This window comes from Natrinema sp. CGMCC1.2065, assembly GCF_051225675.1.
GTDB classification, from domain to species: Archaea; Halobacteriota; Halobacteria; order Halobacteriales; family Natrialbaceae; genus Natrinema; species Natrinema thermotolerans.
In genome coordinates, this window is sequence record NZ_JBPJSJ010000002.1 from 228,960 (window position 1) to 243,900 (window position 14,941).

General features: G+C 67.5%; 17 protein-coding genes. 13 read left to right on the plus strand and 4 right to left on the minus strand.

Features of this window, described 5'->3' with window-relative positions; genetic code table 11:
* Nucleotides 1-158 precede the first annotated feature (158 nt).
* From ACSBP4_RS04435 to ACSBP4_RS04445, 3 genes are read left to right on the plus strand one after another with little or no spacing between them, the layout of a single operon-like run.
* Nucleotides 159-1,583, plus strand: a complete 1,425-nt coding sequence (locus ACSBP4_RS04435; protein ID WP_435551473.1) for a cytochrome ubiquinol oxidase subunit I — start codon at nt 159-161, stop codon at nt 1,581-1,583.
* The gene (cydB, locus tag ACSBP4_RS04440) at nt 1,576-2,577 is read left to right on the plus strand and encodes a cytochrome d ubiquinol oxidase subunit II (protein WP_435551474.1); all 1,002 of its coding nucleotides are present in this window, start codon (nt 1,576-1,578) and stop codon (nt 2,575-2,577) included. Before ACSBP4_RS04435 ends, cydB begins: the two co-directional genes overlap by 8 nt.
* On the plus strand, nt 2,577-2,879 hold the full coding sequence (locus tag ACSBP4_RS04445; protein ID WP_435551475.1) for a hypothetical protein: 303 nt from the start codon (nt 2,577-2,579) through the stop codon (nt 2,877-2,879). Before cydB ends, ACSBP4_RS04445 begins: the two co-directional genes overlap by 1 nt.
* A 44-nt stretch (nt 2,880-2,923) precedes the next feature.
* On the opposite strand, the gene ACSBP4_RS04450 is transcribed toward ACSBP4_RS04445, so the two are convergent.
* Complete coding sequence (locus ACSBP4_RS04450) at nt 2,924-3,484, minus strand: class I SAM-dependent methyltransferase (RefSeq protein ID WP_435551476.1); 561 nt, start codon at nt 3,482-3,484, stop codon at nt 2,924-2,926.
* 2 nt (nt 3,485-3,486) lie between these two features.
* Nucleotides 3,487-3,927: a DUF302 domain-containing protein gene (locus ACSBP4_RS04455; protein WP_049966477.1), complete on the minus strand. Its 441-nt coding sequence runs from the start codon at nt 3,925-3,927 to the stop codon at nt 3,487-3,489.
* A gap of 240 nt (nt 3,928-4,167) precedes the next feature.
* Here ACSBP4_RS04455 and ACSBP4_RS04460 point away from each other — a divergent pair, with 240 nt between their 5' ends.
* Complete coding sequence (locus ACSBP4_RS04460; protein WP_049966476.1) at nt 4,168-4,401, plus strand: hypothetical protein; 234 nt, start codon at nt 4,168-4,170, stop codon at nt 4,399-4,401.
* A gap of 51 nt (nt 4,402-4,452) precedes the next feature.
* Here the strand turns inward: ACSBP4_RS04460 and ACSBP4_RS04465 are convergent, their stop codons facing one another.
* Entirely contained in the window at nt 4,453-5,124 is a 672-nt protein-coding gene (locus ACSBP4_RS04465) for a helix-turn-helix domain-containing protein (protein ID WP_435551477.1), read from the minus strand.
* A gap of 137 nt (nt 5,125-5,261) precedes the next feature.
* On the opposite strand from ACSBP4_RS04465, the gene ACSBP4_RS04470 reads away from it, so the two are divergent.
* The 9 genes from ACSBP4_RS04470 (at nt 5,262) to ACSBP4_RS04510 (ending at nt 14,253) form a co-directional block, all read left to right on the plus strand.
* Nucleotides 5,262-6,524 (plus strand): hypothetical protein, encoded by a 1,263-nt coding sequence (locus tag ACSBP4_RS04470; protein WP_435551478.1) that lies wholly within the window; start codon nt 5,262-5,264, stop codon nt 6,522-6,524.
* A gap of 68 nt (nt 6,525-6,592) precedes the next feature.
* Nucleotides 6,593-7,939, plus strand: a complete 1,347-nt coding sequence (locus ACSBP4_RS04475) for an FAD-dependent oxidoreductase (RefSeq protein WP_435551479.1) — start codon at nt 6,593-6,595, stop codon at nt 7,937-7,939.
* Nucleotides 7,940-7,944: 5 nt separating this feature from the next.
* Nucleotides 7,945-8,181 carry a hypothetical protein gene (locus tag ACSBP4_RS04480; RefSeq protein WP_084158334.1) on the plus strand — a complete coding sequence of 79 codons (237 nt, stop codon included), beginning with the start codon at nt 7,945-7,947 and terminating at the stop codon, nt 8,179-8,181.
* Nucleotides 8,182-8,319: 138 nt separating this feature from the next.
* The gene (locus ACSBP4_RS04485; RefSeq protein ID WP_049966472.1) at nt 8,320-8,532 is read left to right on the plus strand and encodes a YgaP family membrane protein; all 213 of its coding nucleotides are present in this window, start codon (nt 8,320-8,322) and stop codon (nt 8,530-8,532) included.
* A gap of 8 nt (nt 8,533-8,540) precedes the next feature.
* Complete coding sequence (locus ACSBP4_RS04490) at nt 8,541-9,164, plus strand: class I SAM-dependent methyltransferase (protein ID WP_049966471.1); 624 nt, start codon at nt 8,541-8,543, stop codon at nt 9,162-9,164.
* A gap of 98 nt (nt 9,165-9,262) precedes the next feature.
* The gene (locus ACSBP4_RS04495) at nt 9,263-10,387 is read left to right on the plus strand and encodes an aminotransferase class V-fold PLP-dependent enzyme (RefSeq protein WP_435551480.1); all 1,125 of its coding nucleotides are present in this window, start codon (nt 9,263-9,265) and stop codon (nt 10,385-10,387) included.
* Nucleotides 10,388-10,628: 241 nt separating this feature from the next.
* Nucleotides 10,629-12,614, plus strand: a complete 1,986-nt coding sequence (locus ACSBP4_RS04500) for a NosD domain-containing protein (RefSeq protein ID WP_435551481.1) — start codon at nt 10,629-10,631, stop codon at nt 12,612-12,614.
* Nucleotides 12,611-13,348 carry an ABC transporter ATP-binding protein gene (locus ACSBP4_RS04505; RefSeq protein WP_049966468.1) on the plus strand — a complete coding sequence of 246 codons (738 nt, stop codon included), beginning with the start codon at nt 12,611-12,613 and terminating at the stop codon, nt 13,346-13,348. Before ACSBP4_RS04500 ends, ACSBP4_RS04505 begins: the two co-directional genes overlap by 4 nt.
* Entirely contained in the window at nt 13,345-14,253 is a 909-nt protein-coding gene (locus tag ACSBP4_RS04510) for an ABC transporter permease (protein WP_049966467.1), read from the plus strand. The genes ACSBP4_RS04505 and ACSBP4_RS04510 overlap by 4 nt, the downstream gene beginning before the upstream one ends.
* A 33-nt stretch (nt 14,254-14,286) precedes the next feature.
* Here the strand turns inward: ACSBP4_RS04510 and ACSBP4_RS04515 are convergent, their stop codons facing one another.
* Nucleotides 14,287-14,877, minus strand: a complete 591-nt coding sequence (locus ACSBP4_RS04515) for a nitrous oxide reductase accessory protein NosL (protein WP_049966466.1) — start codon at nt 14,875-14,877, stop codon at nt 14,287-14,289.
* Between the last annotated feature and the right edge of the window lie 64 nt (nt 14,878-14,941).

The window sequence follows — 14,941 nt, forward strand, 5'->3', positions numbered from 1 at the left end:
CGGGCTATCGGCGTTGCGTCGGCAAACGGCCGCGTCAGGCGCTGTTTCGACGTTCGTACCCCAAGCCCTACTTCCCGGCAGGACCGAGATCCAATCGACGCCGCTCGCGGTTCACGAGAACGGACGGACGACCGACACAGGTTCCGCTCCCAACAGCCATGATCGACCCAGTCCTCGGCAGTCGGCTGCAGTTCGCGCTCACCACGATCGTTCACATCATCTTCCCGGTGATGAGCATGGGGCTCGCCCCCTTCCTCGTCTACTTCACGTGGAAGGACATCCGTACCGGCGAGCCGATCTACGAGCAGTTGCGCCGGTTCTGGACCCGGATCTTCGCCGTCAGCTTCGTTGTCGGCACCGTGACCGGTATCGTCCTCGAGTTCGAGTTCGGGACCAACTTCGCGGCGTTTTCGACGACCGCCGGCGAACTCTTCGGCGGCCCGCTCGCGCTCGAGGGCATGATGGCGTTCATGCTCGAGGCGACGTTTCTCGGCATCTTCGTCTTCGGGCGCGAGCGGGTCGGGAACGCGCTGTATATGGTGTCGGCGGTCGCGGTCGGACTGGGGACGTGGCTCTCGGCGGTCTGGATCCTGGTCGCCAACTCCTGGATGCAGACCCCGCGGGGCTACGAGTTGACGACGGCGAACGGCCACACGATCGTCGAACTGGTCGATCCGGTCGCGGCCTACGCCAACCCCCGGTTCCCCTGGATGTTCGTCCACATGCAAAACGCCGCCGTCGAGTCCGTCGCGCTGTTTATGGCCGGGCTCGGCGCGTATTTCGTCTTCAGACACCACGTCTGGGAGTACCCGGTCGAGAACGTCGCGTTCTGGGAGACGACGCTCAAGTTCGGCCTCATCGCGTTGCTCGTTACTGCGCCGTTGCAGGTGCTACACGGCGACCTGTACGCGCGACACATCGTCGAGACCCAGCCCCAGAAGTTCGCCGCGATGGAAGCCGTCTGGGAGACCGACTCCTACGTCCCCGAGTACATCGTCGCATTCCCGACCAGCCTCGACCAGCTGCTGGATCCGCGGGCCAAGGAGATCTTCGGCATCGGCATCCCCGGCGGCGCGTCGTGGCTCGCAAGCGGCGGCGATCCGCAGGCGACGATTCAGGGACTCGAGGAGTTCGAGGGAAAACAGCCGCCCGTGGCGATCGTCTTCTGGTCGTTCCGGATGATGGTCGGGCTCGGGTTCTGGTTCGTCCTGCTCGCTGTCTGGGGCGGTTACCGCTGGTGGAGCGGCGAACTCCTCGAGGACGATCTCCTTCACAAGGCCCTGATGCTCTCGACGCTGCTCGGCATTGTCGCGGTCGAACTGGGCTGGATCGTCACGGAGGTCGGCCGCCAGCCGTGGGTCGTACAAGACGTTTTGCGGACGACAGACGGCGTCTCGCCGGGGTTGACCGCCGGCGAGGCGACGGTGACGCTCGTGGGGTTCGCGGTCGTCTACCTCGGCCTCCTGGCCCTCTACACCTATGTCGTCGTCCGCATCGTTCGGGCCGGCCCGCCGGACGGGGACGACCTCGCGACGCGGGACGCGTCGGACCGGCCCGCATCGGAGGTGAGCGCCGATGACTGAGCCGGCCGCGCTCGCGACCGAGCCGCTGTTCGGTCTCCCGCTGGCCGACCTCTGGTTCGGACTGGTGTTTTTCATCCTCGCGATGTTCCTCTTTCTGGACGGCTTCGACTTCGGGGTCGGCGCGCTGTTCGCGACGCGCGAGGACGACGACGAACGCGAACGGTTGCTGGCGGCCATCGGGCCGTTCTGGGACGGCAACGAGGTGTGGCTCGTCGTCTTCGGCGGCGCGCTGTTCGCGGCCTTTCCGTCGGTCTACGCCAACCTCTTCAGCCGCCACTACCTGTTGATGTTCGCCATTCTGGGCGCGCTCATCGTCCGAGGGCTCGCGCCCGAGATGTACGAACAGCGCCACGACGACGGCTGGCAGCGCTGGTGGGGCCGGGCGTTCGTCGTCGGCAGCCTCACCGCCCCCTTCTTTCTGGGCATGTTCACCGCGAACTGGGTGACCGGCGCGACGTCGATCGTCACCCTCCCGGCGCTGGTCGTCGGTCTCGCCGTCGTCGCGCTCACCGTCGTCGACGGCGTGGCCTTCCTCCGACTGAAGACTCGAGGCGACTTACGCGACGACCTCCGGACGGACGGCTACCGCGCGCTCGGCGCGTACCTCGTCCTCGTCGTCGCGGCGCTTGGCTCCGTGTACGTGGCCGAACCGGCGTTGCGGTCGGCCCTGCTCTCGGCACCGGTGCTGGCGCTCGTCCTCGCGACGCTCGCGTTCGCCGGCGCGTACGCGGCGGCGACGCGGGCGGACCGCTACTACGTGGCGTTCGGCGCGGCCGCGGGGCTGGTCTTCGCGCTGGTCGCCATCGTCGCCGGCCTGATGTACCCGTCCATCGATCGAGCGGCCGGACTGACGGTCGAGACGGCCATCGTCTCGACGCTGCAGCTCAATCTCATGTCCGTCGGCGCGGCCGTCCTGTTGCCGCTCGTGTTCGTCTACTTCGCGGTCCTCTACACCGCGTTCAGCGGGCCGATCGAAACGGGTGAGTCGTACTGATGGCAGCCGACGGCGATGATGGTCGACCCGCGGCTCGCGACGACGGCCGCACCGGCGACCGGACGACGACCGGACGGCAACCCCGACTCGGCTCTCGAGTCCTGCTGACGTGGCTCGAGCTGACGGTCGTCGGGATCACCGGCGGCTTCCTCGGCGCGACGGTCGGCGGCCCGCCCGGGTTCGTCGTCTATCTGACGACGACGCTCCTGTCGGTCGGGATCGTCTTCCACAACGTCAACGAACTGATCAAGGGCTGGCTTCGAGCGACGGGAGCCGATGGACCACCCGAGGTGACGGACTGAAACGGGTGCCTCCCAGTCACGACCCGCTCGAGTGAGCAGCCGGCTCACTCGAGCGTCGCGATCAACAGGAACGTCTCCGGACGGACGGCCCCGTGTTCGATCTCGAACCCGGCCTCGCGGAGCGCGTCCGCCGCCTCGTCGGCACTGTACCGTTCCTCGACCGGCGGACCGGCCTCGCCGGTGCCGGTCGCCGCCCAGTCGACGATCACGAGTCGCCCGTTCGGAGCGAGGGACCGCCGGATCTCGGCGATCGCCTCGTCGCTCGCGAACTCGTGGTAGGTCATCGTCGAGAACGCGGCGTCGACGTCGCCGTCGTCGAACGGGAGGTCGCTCACGTCGCTGGTCACGAGATCGACGTTCTCCGGAACGCCTTTCTCGCGGTAGTACTCGTGCATCGCCGCCTGCAGGTCGACCGCGTAGACCGCCCCAGCGTGTGGAGCGACGTCGTCGGTGAAGAAGCCGGTCCCGCTCCCGAGGTCGGCGACGGTGTCGTCCGGCGAAAGCGAGAGCGCCCACAGCAGTTCCTCGGCCGATACGAACCGATATCGCTGCTCGGCTTCCTCTAACTTGTCCGCTCGCTCGGCGTCGAACGTGTGGTGACCCATGGTTACAGGGCCTCGAAGGCGTCGTCGACGATTTCGCCGGTATCCGCGATTATATCGGCCATCTCGTCGTCGTCCGGCGCCATCCCGACGAGCCGTGCGATCCGCATGATCGAGACGTGATAGACCAGCTGGCGGCCGGGCGCTTCCTCCCGGACGACGACGTTACACGGGAAGAGTCCGCCCATCTTCCCGTCGGTCGCCTCGAGCGCCCGGTCGGCCACTGCCGGGTTACACGCCCCGAGGACGTAGTAGGGGTCGCGGTCGGCGTCGACCTTCTCGTTCAACAGTTCCGACGGGGAGAACTCGACGGGGACCCCGAAGCCGGCGTCGGTGAACACCTCGCGGACGTGTTCGATGGCTTCCTCGTGGTCCATCTCGAGGGTCGTCTGTGTGGCACCGATGTCGTCCGGATCGATCTGACTCGGGTCAATGGGTAACGCCATTGTGTGGAGTATTGGGCGTTTAAGACAAATGCCTTTCGACGGCTCGTCTCCGCACACGAAAACGGCTCGGCGCGTGTCGGCGTGTCGAGGCCGCCTCCCGACCGGGACACGGTCTCGACGCCTCGTCGAGAGTCACCGAATCGACGGTCCGCTGCTTCGCTCGTTCCGAGACCCCGTCCCGTCCGCGAGGGCGGAAAAACGCCCCAATACATTTACGCACACCCGATCGAAAACCGACGCATGGACTCCGACTCGGCCTCCCGACGGTCGCTTCTCGGACTCGCGGGCGTTGCGAGCCTTTGTTGTCTCGGAACCGGCGGCCTGGTGGTCGGCGGGACCGCTGCCGTCGCCGGCGGAGCCGCGGCCGGGAACGCGAGCAGCGGGGTCGTGCAACTGGCGGTCACCCTCGTCACGATCGGCGTGATCGGGATCGGACTGCGGTTTCGGACCCGCTGTTCGGACTGTGACACCTGAATCGAACCCGCGGAAACCGAACCGGCCGCGCCTGTCGTCCCTTCCCGTCGTTCACCGCTCGAGGTGTGATCGCGGCTCCGATGCCGGCCCGAACTGTTCGTCGGCGAACCACGAGATGATGCTCCCCTCGGCCCGATGTAGCACGTCGCTACACGTCGCTTTCGAGACGTTCAACCGATCGGCGACGTCCGTCAACGTCGCCTCCCGCGGCGTCGCGTAATAGCCGGCTTCCAGTGCCGTCGTCATTACTTCCTGTTGTCTGTCCGTGAGCAGTCGGTCCGCCTGTGTCGTCCCGATTTCGGCGACGGATTCGAGCGTGTACTCGATCCCGGCGGCCTCGAGGGCCTCCCCGAGAGCCGAAAATCGCGACGAGGACGTCACCAGTTCCCACGTCGCTTCGCCGTTCTGGATCGAAAACGGCAGTCTGATCGGCACCCCGGCCTGCCACATCGGCAAGAGAAGCGGCGGACTGGTCGCTTCGACCTGGAGGAGCGCCGTCTCCTCCTGCTTCCAGAGCAGTTCCACGTCGACGACGTCGGACCGTTGCTCGATGGCCGTCAGTATCGGGAGCGGGTCGTCCGTCGTCAGGTTGAGTAGTGCGATCCCCGCCTGCTCTCCCGCGAGTGCGGTGACGATCTCGAAGACCGCCTCCGAGTGCGTCCTCGAGACGTCTCGGATCCAGATCCCGTCCGGCAACGAGATCGAGAGCGTGGCTCGTGGCATACAGGACCTGACTCGTCGCTCCCTTTTACGTTCTCTGCTAACATATTAGTGGCAGAACTATATGTTCGCGACGGGGCTACCCGTACGGCCGAACGCCTACGCGACGGGGAAGCGAACGCGAGAGTAGTGACACAACTATGAACATGCAGACGCGGAACGATCCGTTCATCCTCATGGCAGGGGTGTACCTGACGGTCGGCCTGCTCGCCGCGATCGGAACGCTGACCGTCGAGGCCGGACTCCTCGAGCCGCTCCCCCGCCTCCGGTGGGTGACGGTTCACTTCGTTACGATCGGCGGGCTGACCCAGGCGGTGTTCGGCGTCCTGCCGACGTTCGTCGCGGCGCGGTCGACCGGTCGGCGATCGTCCGCCGGCCGAAGCCGATGGCTGCAATGGGTGTCGGTGAACGCCGGCTATCCGCTGCTGCTGGTTGGGATGACAACGGGGTCGACGACTACCGCTGGGGCCGGAGCGGTTCTCGTCCTCGGCGCGCTCCTGTCGTTGCTGGTGACGGTGTTTCGACTGCCGTCGTCGACCGCGGCCGCCGGCTCGGCGCGGTACTTCCGAACGGCGCCGTGGTTTCTGGTCGTCGGCATCCTGGCCGCGCTCGGTATGCTGTTCGGCGTTCACGGACCGGGGGGTTACTTCGGGTCGCTCGAGGCCCACGTCCACGCCAACGTCTGGGGGTTCCTCGCGCTCGTCGTCGCTGGCGTCCTCCTGACGGTACTCCCGGAACTGCTGGGGACCGACCGTCGGTTCCCCCGCGCTCGCACGATCACGTACTGGGGACTCACGATCGGCGCGGCGGGGCTGGTCGTCGGGCCGTGGACCGCCCGGCACGAACTCACGATCGGCGGGCTGGCGCTCTACGTGGTCGGGACCGGTGCGTTGCTCGCGTCGGTCGTCGGGACGTACCGACACAGCGATCGCCAGCAGGACAGCCGGATCGCGCTCGTGTTGGGCGCGTATTTCTGGCTGCTGGTTCCGGTCCCGATCGCCCCGTTCGTGTTGCTGTTCCCGACTGCCGTCCCGGCCGCCGCGATCGAACGCGCGGCGATCAACGGACTCGTCTTCGGCTGGCTGTTGCAACTGGCGATGGCCTTCCTCCCGGTCGTCGCTGTCGCGGCCAGACGGGACCCGGCTGCGTTCGTCGACGCGATCGCGACGGCGGCCGAGACGGGGCCACAGCCGTCCTGGATACAGGTCGGGATCGCGAACGCGGGGATGCTCCTCCTCTGGTTGACGGCCGTGCCACTGGCCGACGGCGTCGCATCGCTTCTCACGCTCGGCGGCTATCTCCTGCTCGCCGCCGCATGGGCGGCGTTCGTCGTCGATCTCTGGACGGCTCTCGCGGGCGGGCGTTCCGTCCGGCGACGGCTCGAGGAGACCCCGTTCGGATAGCCCACCATGCTTGTATAATATTGGGGATTTTGGAAAATACTTTACGCACGGCGACCCTACCGCCGAATATGAACGAGACGTTCGTCGTTATCGGCGGTGACGCAGCGGGAATGAGCGCCGCGAGCAAGGCGAAACGCGAGGATCCCGACCGAGCGGTGATCGTCTTCGAGAAAGGGGAGTGGGTCTCCTACGCCGCCTGCGGGATGCCCTACTACGTGAAAGGCGCGGTCGACGACCTCGACGATCTCGTTACCGTGACGCCCGAGGCGTTCAGGGAGGAACGGGACATCGACCTGCGAACCGGCGCGGAAGTCGTCGACATCGACCGCGAGGGACGGACGGTGACGGTCGAGGCCGACGACGGGACGTACGAACAGTCCTACGACGACCTCCTCGTCGCGACCGGTGCGAGCGCGATCGAACCGCCCTTCGACGGCCTCGACCTCGAGGGCGTGTTCACGATCCACGACATGGACGAGGCCGACGCCATCGAGGACTACGTCACCGAGGAGGGCCCGGAGACCGCCGCGATCGTCGGCGGCGGCTACGTCGGGATCGAGATGGCCGAAGCGCTGTCGGCCCGCGGGGCCGACGTCCACCTCTACGAGATGTTGCCCCACGTCCTCCAGCCGTTCGGCGAGCCGGTCGCCGAGGTCGTCGAAGACCACCTGCGCGAGCAGGGCGTCGATCTCCACCTCGAGACCGCCGTGTCGGGGTTCGTCGGCGACGAGCGGATCGACGGGGTCGAACTCGAGGACGACACCGTCGACGCGGACATCGCGATCGTCGGCGTGGGCGTCGCCCCGAACGCCGACCTCGCCGAGTCGGCCGGGATCGAACGCGGGCCGACTGGCGCGGTCGCGACCGACGAGTTCGGTCGGACGAACGACGAGAACGTCTACGCGGCGGGCGACTGCGCGGAGTCGACCCACGTCGTGACCGGGGAGCCGGACCACGTGCCGCTGGCGCTGACCGCCAACCGCGCGGGCCGGGCGATCGGCCAGACCGTCACCGGCGATCCCACGCCGGTTGGCGACATCGCGGGGACGGCCATCGTGAAGGCGTTCGAACTGGGAGCCGCCCGGACGGGAATCGTCGACGAGGAGCGGGCCCGCGAGGCGGGCTTCGATCCCGCTTCGGTAACGATCTCGGCGTCGTCGCGCGCACACTACTATCCCGACGGCGCGGAACTCACCGTCTCCCTGCTGGCCGATCGGGAGAGCGGCCGGCTGCTCGGGGGAAGCGTCGTCGGTCGCGAAGGTGCAAAGCGAATCGACACGGTCGCGACGGCGCTGACGGCCGACATGACCGTGACCGAACTGCAGAACGCGGACCTGGCCTACGCGCCGCCGTTTAGTCCCGTCTGGGACCCGATCCTGACGGCGGCGAAAGTCCTCTCGGGGAACCTCGAGTGACGGCGATGACCGACGAACTCGAGGCGTTCGTCGCCGACCGCCGCGGAGAGCTGGCCGCCCTCGCGCTCGATCTGCTGGCGATCGACACGGCGAACCCGCCGGGCGACACGCGCGAGATCGTCGCCGTCCACGCGATCGACGAGTACACGACCGTCGACGCGCTCGTCGGCAACGCGACGATCTACGCGCGCCTCCCCGAACGGTGGGCGGCCGCGGCCGACGGGGCGGACGTCCGGCCATAGTGGCCACTGACAGTCGTTGCCCACCCGACCGCACGGCAGTGTTGCGATCGGTGTGGCAACCGTTTCAGTGGCTACGACAGCTCGCCGGAACTCGGAAGTCGAGAAACGTTTAAGGGTGTTCTGTGCGTACTTGTGGACATGAAGCACAATATCGGAACGATGGACCGGAACGTCCGTGCGGTCGGCGGTGCGGTACTGGCCGCCGTCGGCGTCGCAACGCTCGTCGGCGCGCTCGAGTTCGGGACGGCAGTAGGTGCCGTCGCGCTGTTGATCGGGGGCGTCCTGGTCGGAACGGCGCTGACTCGAACCTGTCTCCTGTACCGGATTCTGGGCGTCGACACGTCTTCGTAACCCCACCCATGGACGCGGAACGATTTCGAAATACGGGCCAGCCCGACTGGGACTGGTGGGGCAGACTGTGGCCGACGCCGGGGGCGACGCTCCGTCGTCTGGGGATCGCCCCCGGCCTGACGGTCGCGGAAGTCGCCTGCGGGAACGGCTACTTCGCGCTTCCCGCCGCCCGGATCACGGCTCCCGAACCGGTCTACGCGCTCGACCTCGAGGAGTCGCTGCTCGAGGAGTGTACCCGCCTCGCCGAACGACAGGAAATCGAGAACGTCGTCCCCGTACACGGCGACGCGCGGCGAATGGCCCGATTGCTCCCGGAGCGGGTCGATGTCGTCCTGCTCGCGAACACGTTCCATGGCATCGACGACAAACGGGCGTTCGTCGAGGAGGCGGCGGAGTCACTCCGACCGAGCGGGCACCTCGCCGTCGTCAACTGGCACGATCGGCCACGCGAGACGACCACCGTCGCGGGCGAGCCGCGGGGACCGCCGACCGACCTGCGGTTGCCGCCCGACGACGCGGCCGCTGCCGTGCTAGACGGCGGGGCGTTTTCCCTCGTGGAGCGGATCGAACTCCCACCCTATCACTACGGACTGCTGTTCGAACGGACGACGGGCGGATCGACGACCGACTGACGGTGACCGAGACCCAGTGTCAAGACGCGTCCGACCGCCCATAGTAGTATTTCGCCCCACACCCAATATTATTACCACACGAGTCCGTAGGAAGTAGTATGCAACCGAGTACGACGACGACACCCGCCGAACTCAGGGCGGATATCCCCGCCCTCCAGCAGGGGACCTACCTCAACTTCGGCGCTCACGGGCCGAGTCCGAAATACGTCGTCGACGCTGCCGACGAGTTCGTCCGCGAACACGAGTACGAGTCGCCGATCGGGGACCACCCCTACGAGACGGCGTTTCGAGCGTTCGACCGCACTCGAGAGCGGGTCGCGTCGTTCGTCGGCGCCGACGCGGACGAGATCGCGCTCACCGAGAGTACGACGGCCGGGATCAACGCCGTCGCTAACGCGATCGACTGGCAGCCCGGAGACGTCGTCGTGCGGACGGACCTCGAACACCCCGCCGGAATCCTCCCGTGGCAACGCCTCGAGCGGGACGGCGTCGAGGTTCGCGTCGTCGAGACCGAGGCCGGTCGTGTCGATCTCGAGCGCTTCGCCGAGGCCGTCGCGGACGCCAGCGTCGTCTGCTTCAGCGCGGTCACGTGGACCCACGGGACGCGGCTTCCCGTGGCGGACATGGTCGATATCGCCCACGACGCCGGTGCGCTCGCCCTCGTCGACGCCGTGCAGGTCCCCGGACAGTTGCCGATGGACGTCCGAGAGTGGGGTGCCGACGCGGTCGCTGCCGCCGGCCACAAGTGGCTGCTCGGGCTGTGGGGCGGCGGCTTCCTCTACGTTGCCCGCGACGTCGCCGAGCGTCTCGAGCCGCGGACGGTCGGCTACCGAAGCGTCGAGACGCCGTCGGCCGACCCCTACGAGTACGCGGCCGGCGCGCGCCGGTTCGAAGTCGGATCGGCGAACCCGGCACCGCACGTCGCGCTCCGGGAAGCGATCGATGTGATCGACGACGTCGAGACCGAAGACCGCGTTCGCCGTCTCGCCGGCCGACTGGCGGACGGTGTCCCCGCCGATCGTCTGCTCAGTCCGTCAACGCCGGAGTCGGGGCTCGTGACGATCGATGTCGACGACCCGGCGGCGACGGTCGAGCGGCTGGCCGCCGACGGGATCGTCCTGCGGGACCTCCCTTCCCCGAACGCGATTCGGGCGTCCGTCCACGCCGTCAACACCGAGAACGAGGTCGATCGGCTGCTCGAGTCCTTGCAACCGGAGTGGTAACGGAATCGCCCGCTCACACGGACCGTCGTCCCGAGTTCGCAGTGTAACCACAGGACGGTCGCCGTTGCACCGGAACCGACGGACAACGGTCCGTATGAGACCGGACCCGGACATCCGTGATCCGGGGGCAGCTGCCGCCCCGAAGGGAACCGACTTCCGTCTGATCCGTGTTACGGCTGTTGCCGGGATCTTTCGATAGACGGACCAGAGGGGCTTTTTCGCCGACGATCCAAGGATACCTGTGTCCCGGCCATCTCGAGAGATCGTACTGGCTGCCATTGTACTCGTTGGCACCGTCGGACTCGGTGGCCTCTTCGTCGGTGACGCCGATCCGGCGCCCCCGGAACCGGCCCCGTTCGACGAAACCGTTTCCGTAGGACTCACGCTCGAGAACGAACAGCGACTCGACGAGAACGTCACGCTCCCGCGAGCGCAGGCGTTTTACTCGCAGTATCAGTACGTCGTCGGCTACTACGGCGTCGAGACGTTCGTCGAGGCCCAGCGGCAGGACGGACACGAACAGCGCTTTGGCTATCCGCTGGCGGTGTACGTCACCGACTACGGCGACGCGGCGGTCGAGTTGAACGAGGAGGGATATCCGGTCACCGACCGACAGCTCCCGTGGATCGACGCCACTGACGCGTGGTTCGTCGTCGGCAGCGAGGCCCGAGCGCCGTCGGGCGAGACCGTCGTTTCGTTCGCTGACCGAGCGGACGCGGCGGCGTTCGCGACGGCTCACGGCGGCGAGGTGTATTCGTGGGACGAAACCCTCGAGCAGTCGTTCGACACTGACGACGTGACCGGCGTCCGCGACCGCGTTTCCGAGCAGGACCGCCGTGCCGATGCGACCGTCGAGTCGACGCAGGCCCGCACCGATCGGCCGGTCTCGACCGTCGTCGGAGCGGACGCCGACGTCGTTCGGGAACGCATCGACACGGCCCCCGAAAACATCACCGTCGTCGATACCGTCCAGGCAGGCATCGACGAAGCGCCCGCAAACACCACGGTTCTGGTCTCCGAGGGGACCTACGAGGAGACCCTCGAGATCGACCGGCCGATCACGCTCGCCGGGGACGGAACGCCGACGATCAGCGGCGACGGCAACGGCTCGGTCGTGACCGTCACCGAACCGCGAGTCGGGATCCGTGACCTCGAGATCACCGGCGTCGGGCCGCTGACCTCCGGTGCCGAGGACGTCCCCGGACAGGCAATCGACGACGACGCCTGGGACGAGAAGTTCCTGACGTACTACACCGGTGCGGACGCCGGGATCTCGGCCCACGTCGCCGCGGGGCTGTCGGTCGAGAACGTGACGATCGAGACGCCCTCGAACGGGATCATCCTTCGTGAGAGCCCGGAGACGGTCGTTCGGAACGCGACCGTCCGCGGCAACGAACGGTGGGAGGACGGGTTCGCCGGAATCATGGCGTTCCGGTCGCCGGGCGTGATCGAGGAAACGACGATCGTCGACGGGCGGGACGCGATCTACGCGTACCGATCCGAGGGGATCGTGATCCGGGAGAACACGATCGACGAAAGCCTACTGGGAATCCACTTGATGCACACCGACGGCACGCTACTCACGGACAACCGACTGAACGGCGTCATCGATACGGGGATCTACGTCATGACGGGGCCCGAGCGGAACGCGGTCGTCGGCAACGAGATCAGGGGCTCACAGGTCGGCGCCTACATCGGCGGTTCGGACACGTACGTCGCCGAGAACGTCCTCGAAGCCAACGACGTCGGACTGGAGCTTGCGGCGTCCGGCTCGATCTACGAGCGAAACGTCTTCGCGGGGAACCGGGTCGGGGTCAACGATCGGGTGATACTGCCGACGAACCGGGTCGTCGAGAACGACTTCGTCGGCAACGACGACCACGCCACCGCGGGCGCCGGACCGTTGCGCGTCTGGACGTACGACGGTCGCGGGAACTACTGGCAAGGGGCCACCAGTATCGCGGACGGCGACCCGCCGTCCCGGTCGTATTCACCGACCGACACCGTCGACGGCCGGATGCACCGCACCGACGGGGCAGCGACGCTCGCCCGAGCGCCGGCGCTCGACGCGCTCTCGGGGTTCGAAGCGTCGGTGTCCGGAATGCGGACGGGTAGTGTCACCGACACGGAGCCCACGTGCGAACCGAACAACCCGGAACTGCTCGAACGGACCGAGTACGCCGATCGCGCCAGATCCTGCGACGGCTCACTTACGATCGAACCATGACGACAGCCCAACCCCTACTCGAGGCATCGAACGTCGATTTCGCGTACGGAGACGTGACCATCCTACAGGACGTATCCGTCCCCGTCCGACCGGGCGCGGTGACGGCCCTGATCGGTCCGAACGGGACCGGAAAGACGACGCTGCTTCGCACGCTCGCCGGACTCCAGGAACCCACCGGCGGGTCAGTCGCGTATCACGGGCCGGCGGCCGCCCGCGAGGTCGGGTATCTCCCTCAGCAGCCCGAGTTTCGGCCCGGGTTCTCCGTCCTCGAAACGCTCGCGTTCTACGCGTCGCTCGTCGGCGGTGGACGCGACGAGGCGATGGCACGACTCGAGCGCGTCGGACTCGAAGACGCCGCGACGCGTCGGGTCGAGGCGCTTTCCGGGGGGATGACGCGACTCGTCGGGATCGCACAGGCGACGATCGGTGACCCGCCGCTGGTCGCCCTCGACGAACCCGCGTCCGGACTCGATCCGGGGATGAGCAAGCACGTGTTCGCGGTGGCCGACGAACTCGCCGCCACCGGAACCGCGGTGTTGGTGAGTTCGCACGATCTCGAACTCGTCGAGCGGACGGCCGACGAGGTGGTCGTCCTCGACGACGGCGCCGTCGTCGAACGCGGGAGCCCGACGGCGCTTTGCGATCGCCTCGGCGTCGAGTCGCTCGAGGACGTCTACGAGTCGTCGATCACCGGCGACCTCAGTCGCGTTCGGGTTCAGGGTGAGACCGCGTGACCGGCACGCCACGCTCGGTCCGCGACGACGACGCGACGACGGCGACCGACGACGAGACCGACTTCGAGCCCTCAGGGTCGGCCGACCGTGCGCCGAAGCCGACCCGCCGGATCGAACGCGTCGTCGTCCGCGAACTCAGAACCCTCTCCCGGACCCGGACGTTCGTCCTCCTCGGAGCGGCGTTCGCAGCCGTCCTGCTGGGAATCGCGTGGGTGGGTGGCGGCGTCGGGGCCGGCTACGTCCCGACGATCGTCGATCTCCTGACCCCGCTCGAGTTGCTCGTCCCGATCGTGGCCGTCGCGTTCGGCTACCGGGCGATCCTCGGCGACCGCCGACGGGGCGAACTCGACGTCCTCGAGACGTATCCGATCGCACCGCGCGAACACGTCGTCGGCGTCTTCGTCGGCAGGGCCGTCGGGCTCCTCGGGACGGTCGTCGCGTCGCTTCTGCTCGTCGGCGGCGCGGTCGTCGTCGGTCGCGAGGAACCGTTCAGCCGGTACGCGTCGCACGCCGGTGCCGACTCCCCGCTCCTGTTCGCGCGGTTCGTCGTGTTGACCGCGCTGTTCGCGCTATCGATCCTCGCCGTCGCGATCGCGATCTCGGCGCTCGTAAGCGGAACGCGAAGCGCCCTCGCGCTGTCCGTCGTCGCGCTGGTCGTCGTGTTGGTCGGGCTGGATCTCGCGCTCGTCTACGGCCTCGCAAGCGGCTATCTGGGCGAGTCGTCGCTCGTCTACGCGCTCGCGGCGAGCCCGCTCAGCGCGTACCGCGGGCTCGTCTTCGAAACCGTCGTCATAACGGCGGCGGGAACCGGGCCACAGACGGCCTCGCCCGCGGCGAGTCTGGCGGGGCTCGCGGTGTGGACGATCGGGTCCCTCGCCGTCGCGACCGGCGCGATAAATCGGTAGCCGTCGTTTCGAACGCGGTCGTGGGGTCGGTCGCTACATCATCGACATCACGAGGTCGCGACTCACGTCGCCGTGTTCGTAGAGATCGCCGCCGTGTTCCGACTGAAACGCGTCCGCGTCGTCGGAGTCGGAAAAGCCGATCATCGACGGCCCCATCGCGCCCTCCACCTCGCTGTCGACGACCAGCGTGAGGTCGGTTATCGGCGCGAAGTCGTCCGCCTCGACGTGGCTGGTGATTTCGGGCGCGTCGCCGTCGGTATCGATCTCGTAGTCGACGCTCGAGTAATCGGTCGCGTAGGTCACGCTCGGCTCCTGATCGTCCTCGTGTTCGAACGTGAACGCGTACGTACAGAGGGAACTGCAGAACTGTGCCGGACGGTCTTCGTCGAGCAACGCCTCGGCGTCGTCGTAGAACGCTTCCCCGACCGGTCCGGGGTAGTCGACGATCGGCATCGTGCAGTTGTCACAGTTCGTCCCGTCCTCGATCGTGACCGGGTCGGGACCGCTCGCCTCGTCACCGTCGAGGCACCCGGCCAGCGCGGCCAGTCCGGTGAGGGCCGATCCGGCGAGGATCGTTCGACGCGGCACGCTTCGTTCGCCGTCACTCCCGTGGTATTCGTCCATGTGCGTCCTTGGGTAGCGACCGATAAGTGGAGTCTGGTCCAATCGACGAAACAGTGTGCAGCCG

Excerpts from the sequence above, each read along its gene's own strand:
- ACSBP4_RS04435 (WP_435551473.1), top strand. The coding sequence starts at position 159 with ATGATCGACCCAGTCCTCGGCAGTCGGCTGCAGTTCGCGCTCACCACG.
- cydB (WP_435551474.1), top strand. The coding sequence starts at position 1,576 with ATGACTGAGCCGGCCGCGCTCGCGACCGAGCCGCTGTTCGGTCTCCCG.
- ACSBP4_RS04445 (WP_435551475.1), top strand. The coding sequence starts at position 2,577 with ATGGCAGCCGACGGCGATGATGGTCGACCCGCGGCTCGCGACGACGGC.
- ACSBP4_RS04450 (WP_435551476.1), bottom strand. The coding sequence starts at position 3,484 with ATGGGTCACCACACGTTCGACGCCGAGCGAGCGGACAAGTTAGAGGAA.
- ACSBP4_RS04455 (WP_049966477.1), bottom strand. The coding sequence starts at position 3,927 with ATGGCGTTACCCATTGACCCGAGTCAGATCGATCCGGACGACATCGGT.
- ACSBP4_RS04460 (WP_049966476.1), top strand. The coding sequence starts at position 4,168 with ATGGACTCCGACTCGGCCTCCCGACGGTCGCTTCTCGGACTCGCGGGC.
- ACSBP4_RS04465 (WP_435551477.1), bottom strand. The coding sequence starts at position 5,124 with ATGCCACGAGCCACGCTCTCGATCTCGTTGCCGGACGGGATCTGGATC.
- ACSBP4_RS04470 (WP_435551478.1), top strand. The coding sequence starts at position 5,262 with ATGAACATGCAGACGCGGAACGATCCGTTCATCCTCATGGCAGGGGTG.
- ACSBP4_RS04475 (WP_435551479.1), top strand. The coding sequence starts at position 6,593 with ATGAACGAGACGTTCGTCGTTATCGGCGGTGACGCAGCGGGAATGAGC.
- ACSBP4_RS04480 (WP_084158334.1), top strand. The coding sequence starts at position 7,945 with ATGACCGACGAACTCGAGGCGTTCGTCGCCGACCGCCGCGGAGAGCTG.
- ACSBP4_RS04485 (WP_049966472.1), top strand. The coding sequence starts at position 8,320 with ATGAAGCACAATATCGGAACGATGGACCGGAACGTCCGTGCGGTCGGC.
- ACSBP4_RS04490 (WP_049966471.1), top strand. The coding sequence starts at position 8,541 with ATGGACGCGGAACGATTTCGAAATACGGGCCAGCCCGACTGGGACTGG.
- ACSBP4_RS04495 (WP_435551480.1), top strand. The coding sequence starts at position 9,263 with ATGCAACCGAGTACGACGACGACACCCGCCGAACTCAGGGCGGATATC.
- ACSBP4_RS04505 (WP_049966468.1), top strand. The coding sequence starts at position 12,611 with ATGACGACAGCCCAACCCCTACTCGAGGCATCGAACGTCGATTTCGCG.
- ACSBP4_RS04515 (WP_049966466.1), bottom strand. The coding sequence starts at position 14,877 with ATGGACGAATACCACGGGAGTGACGGCGAACGAAGCGTGCCGCGTCGA.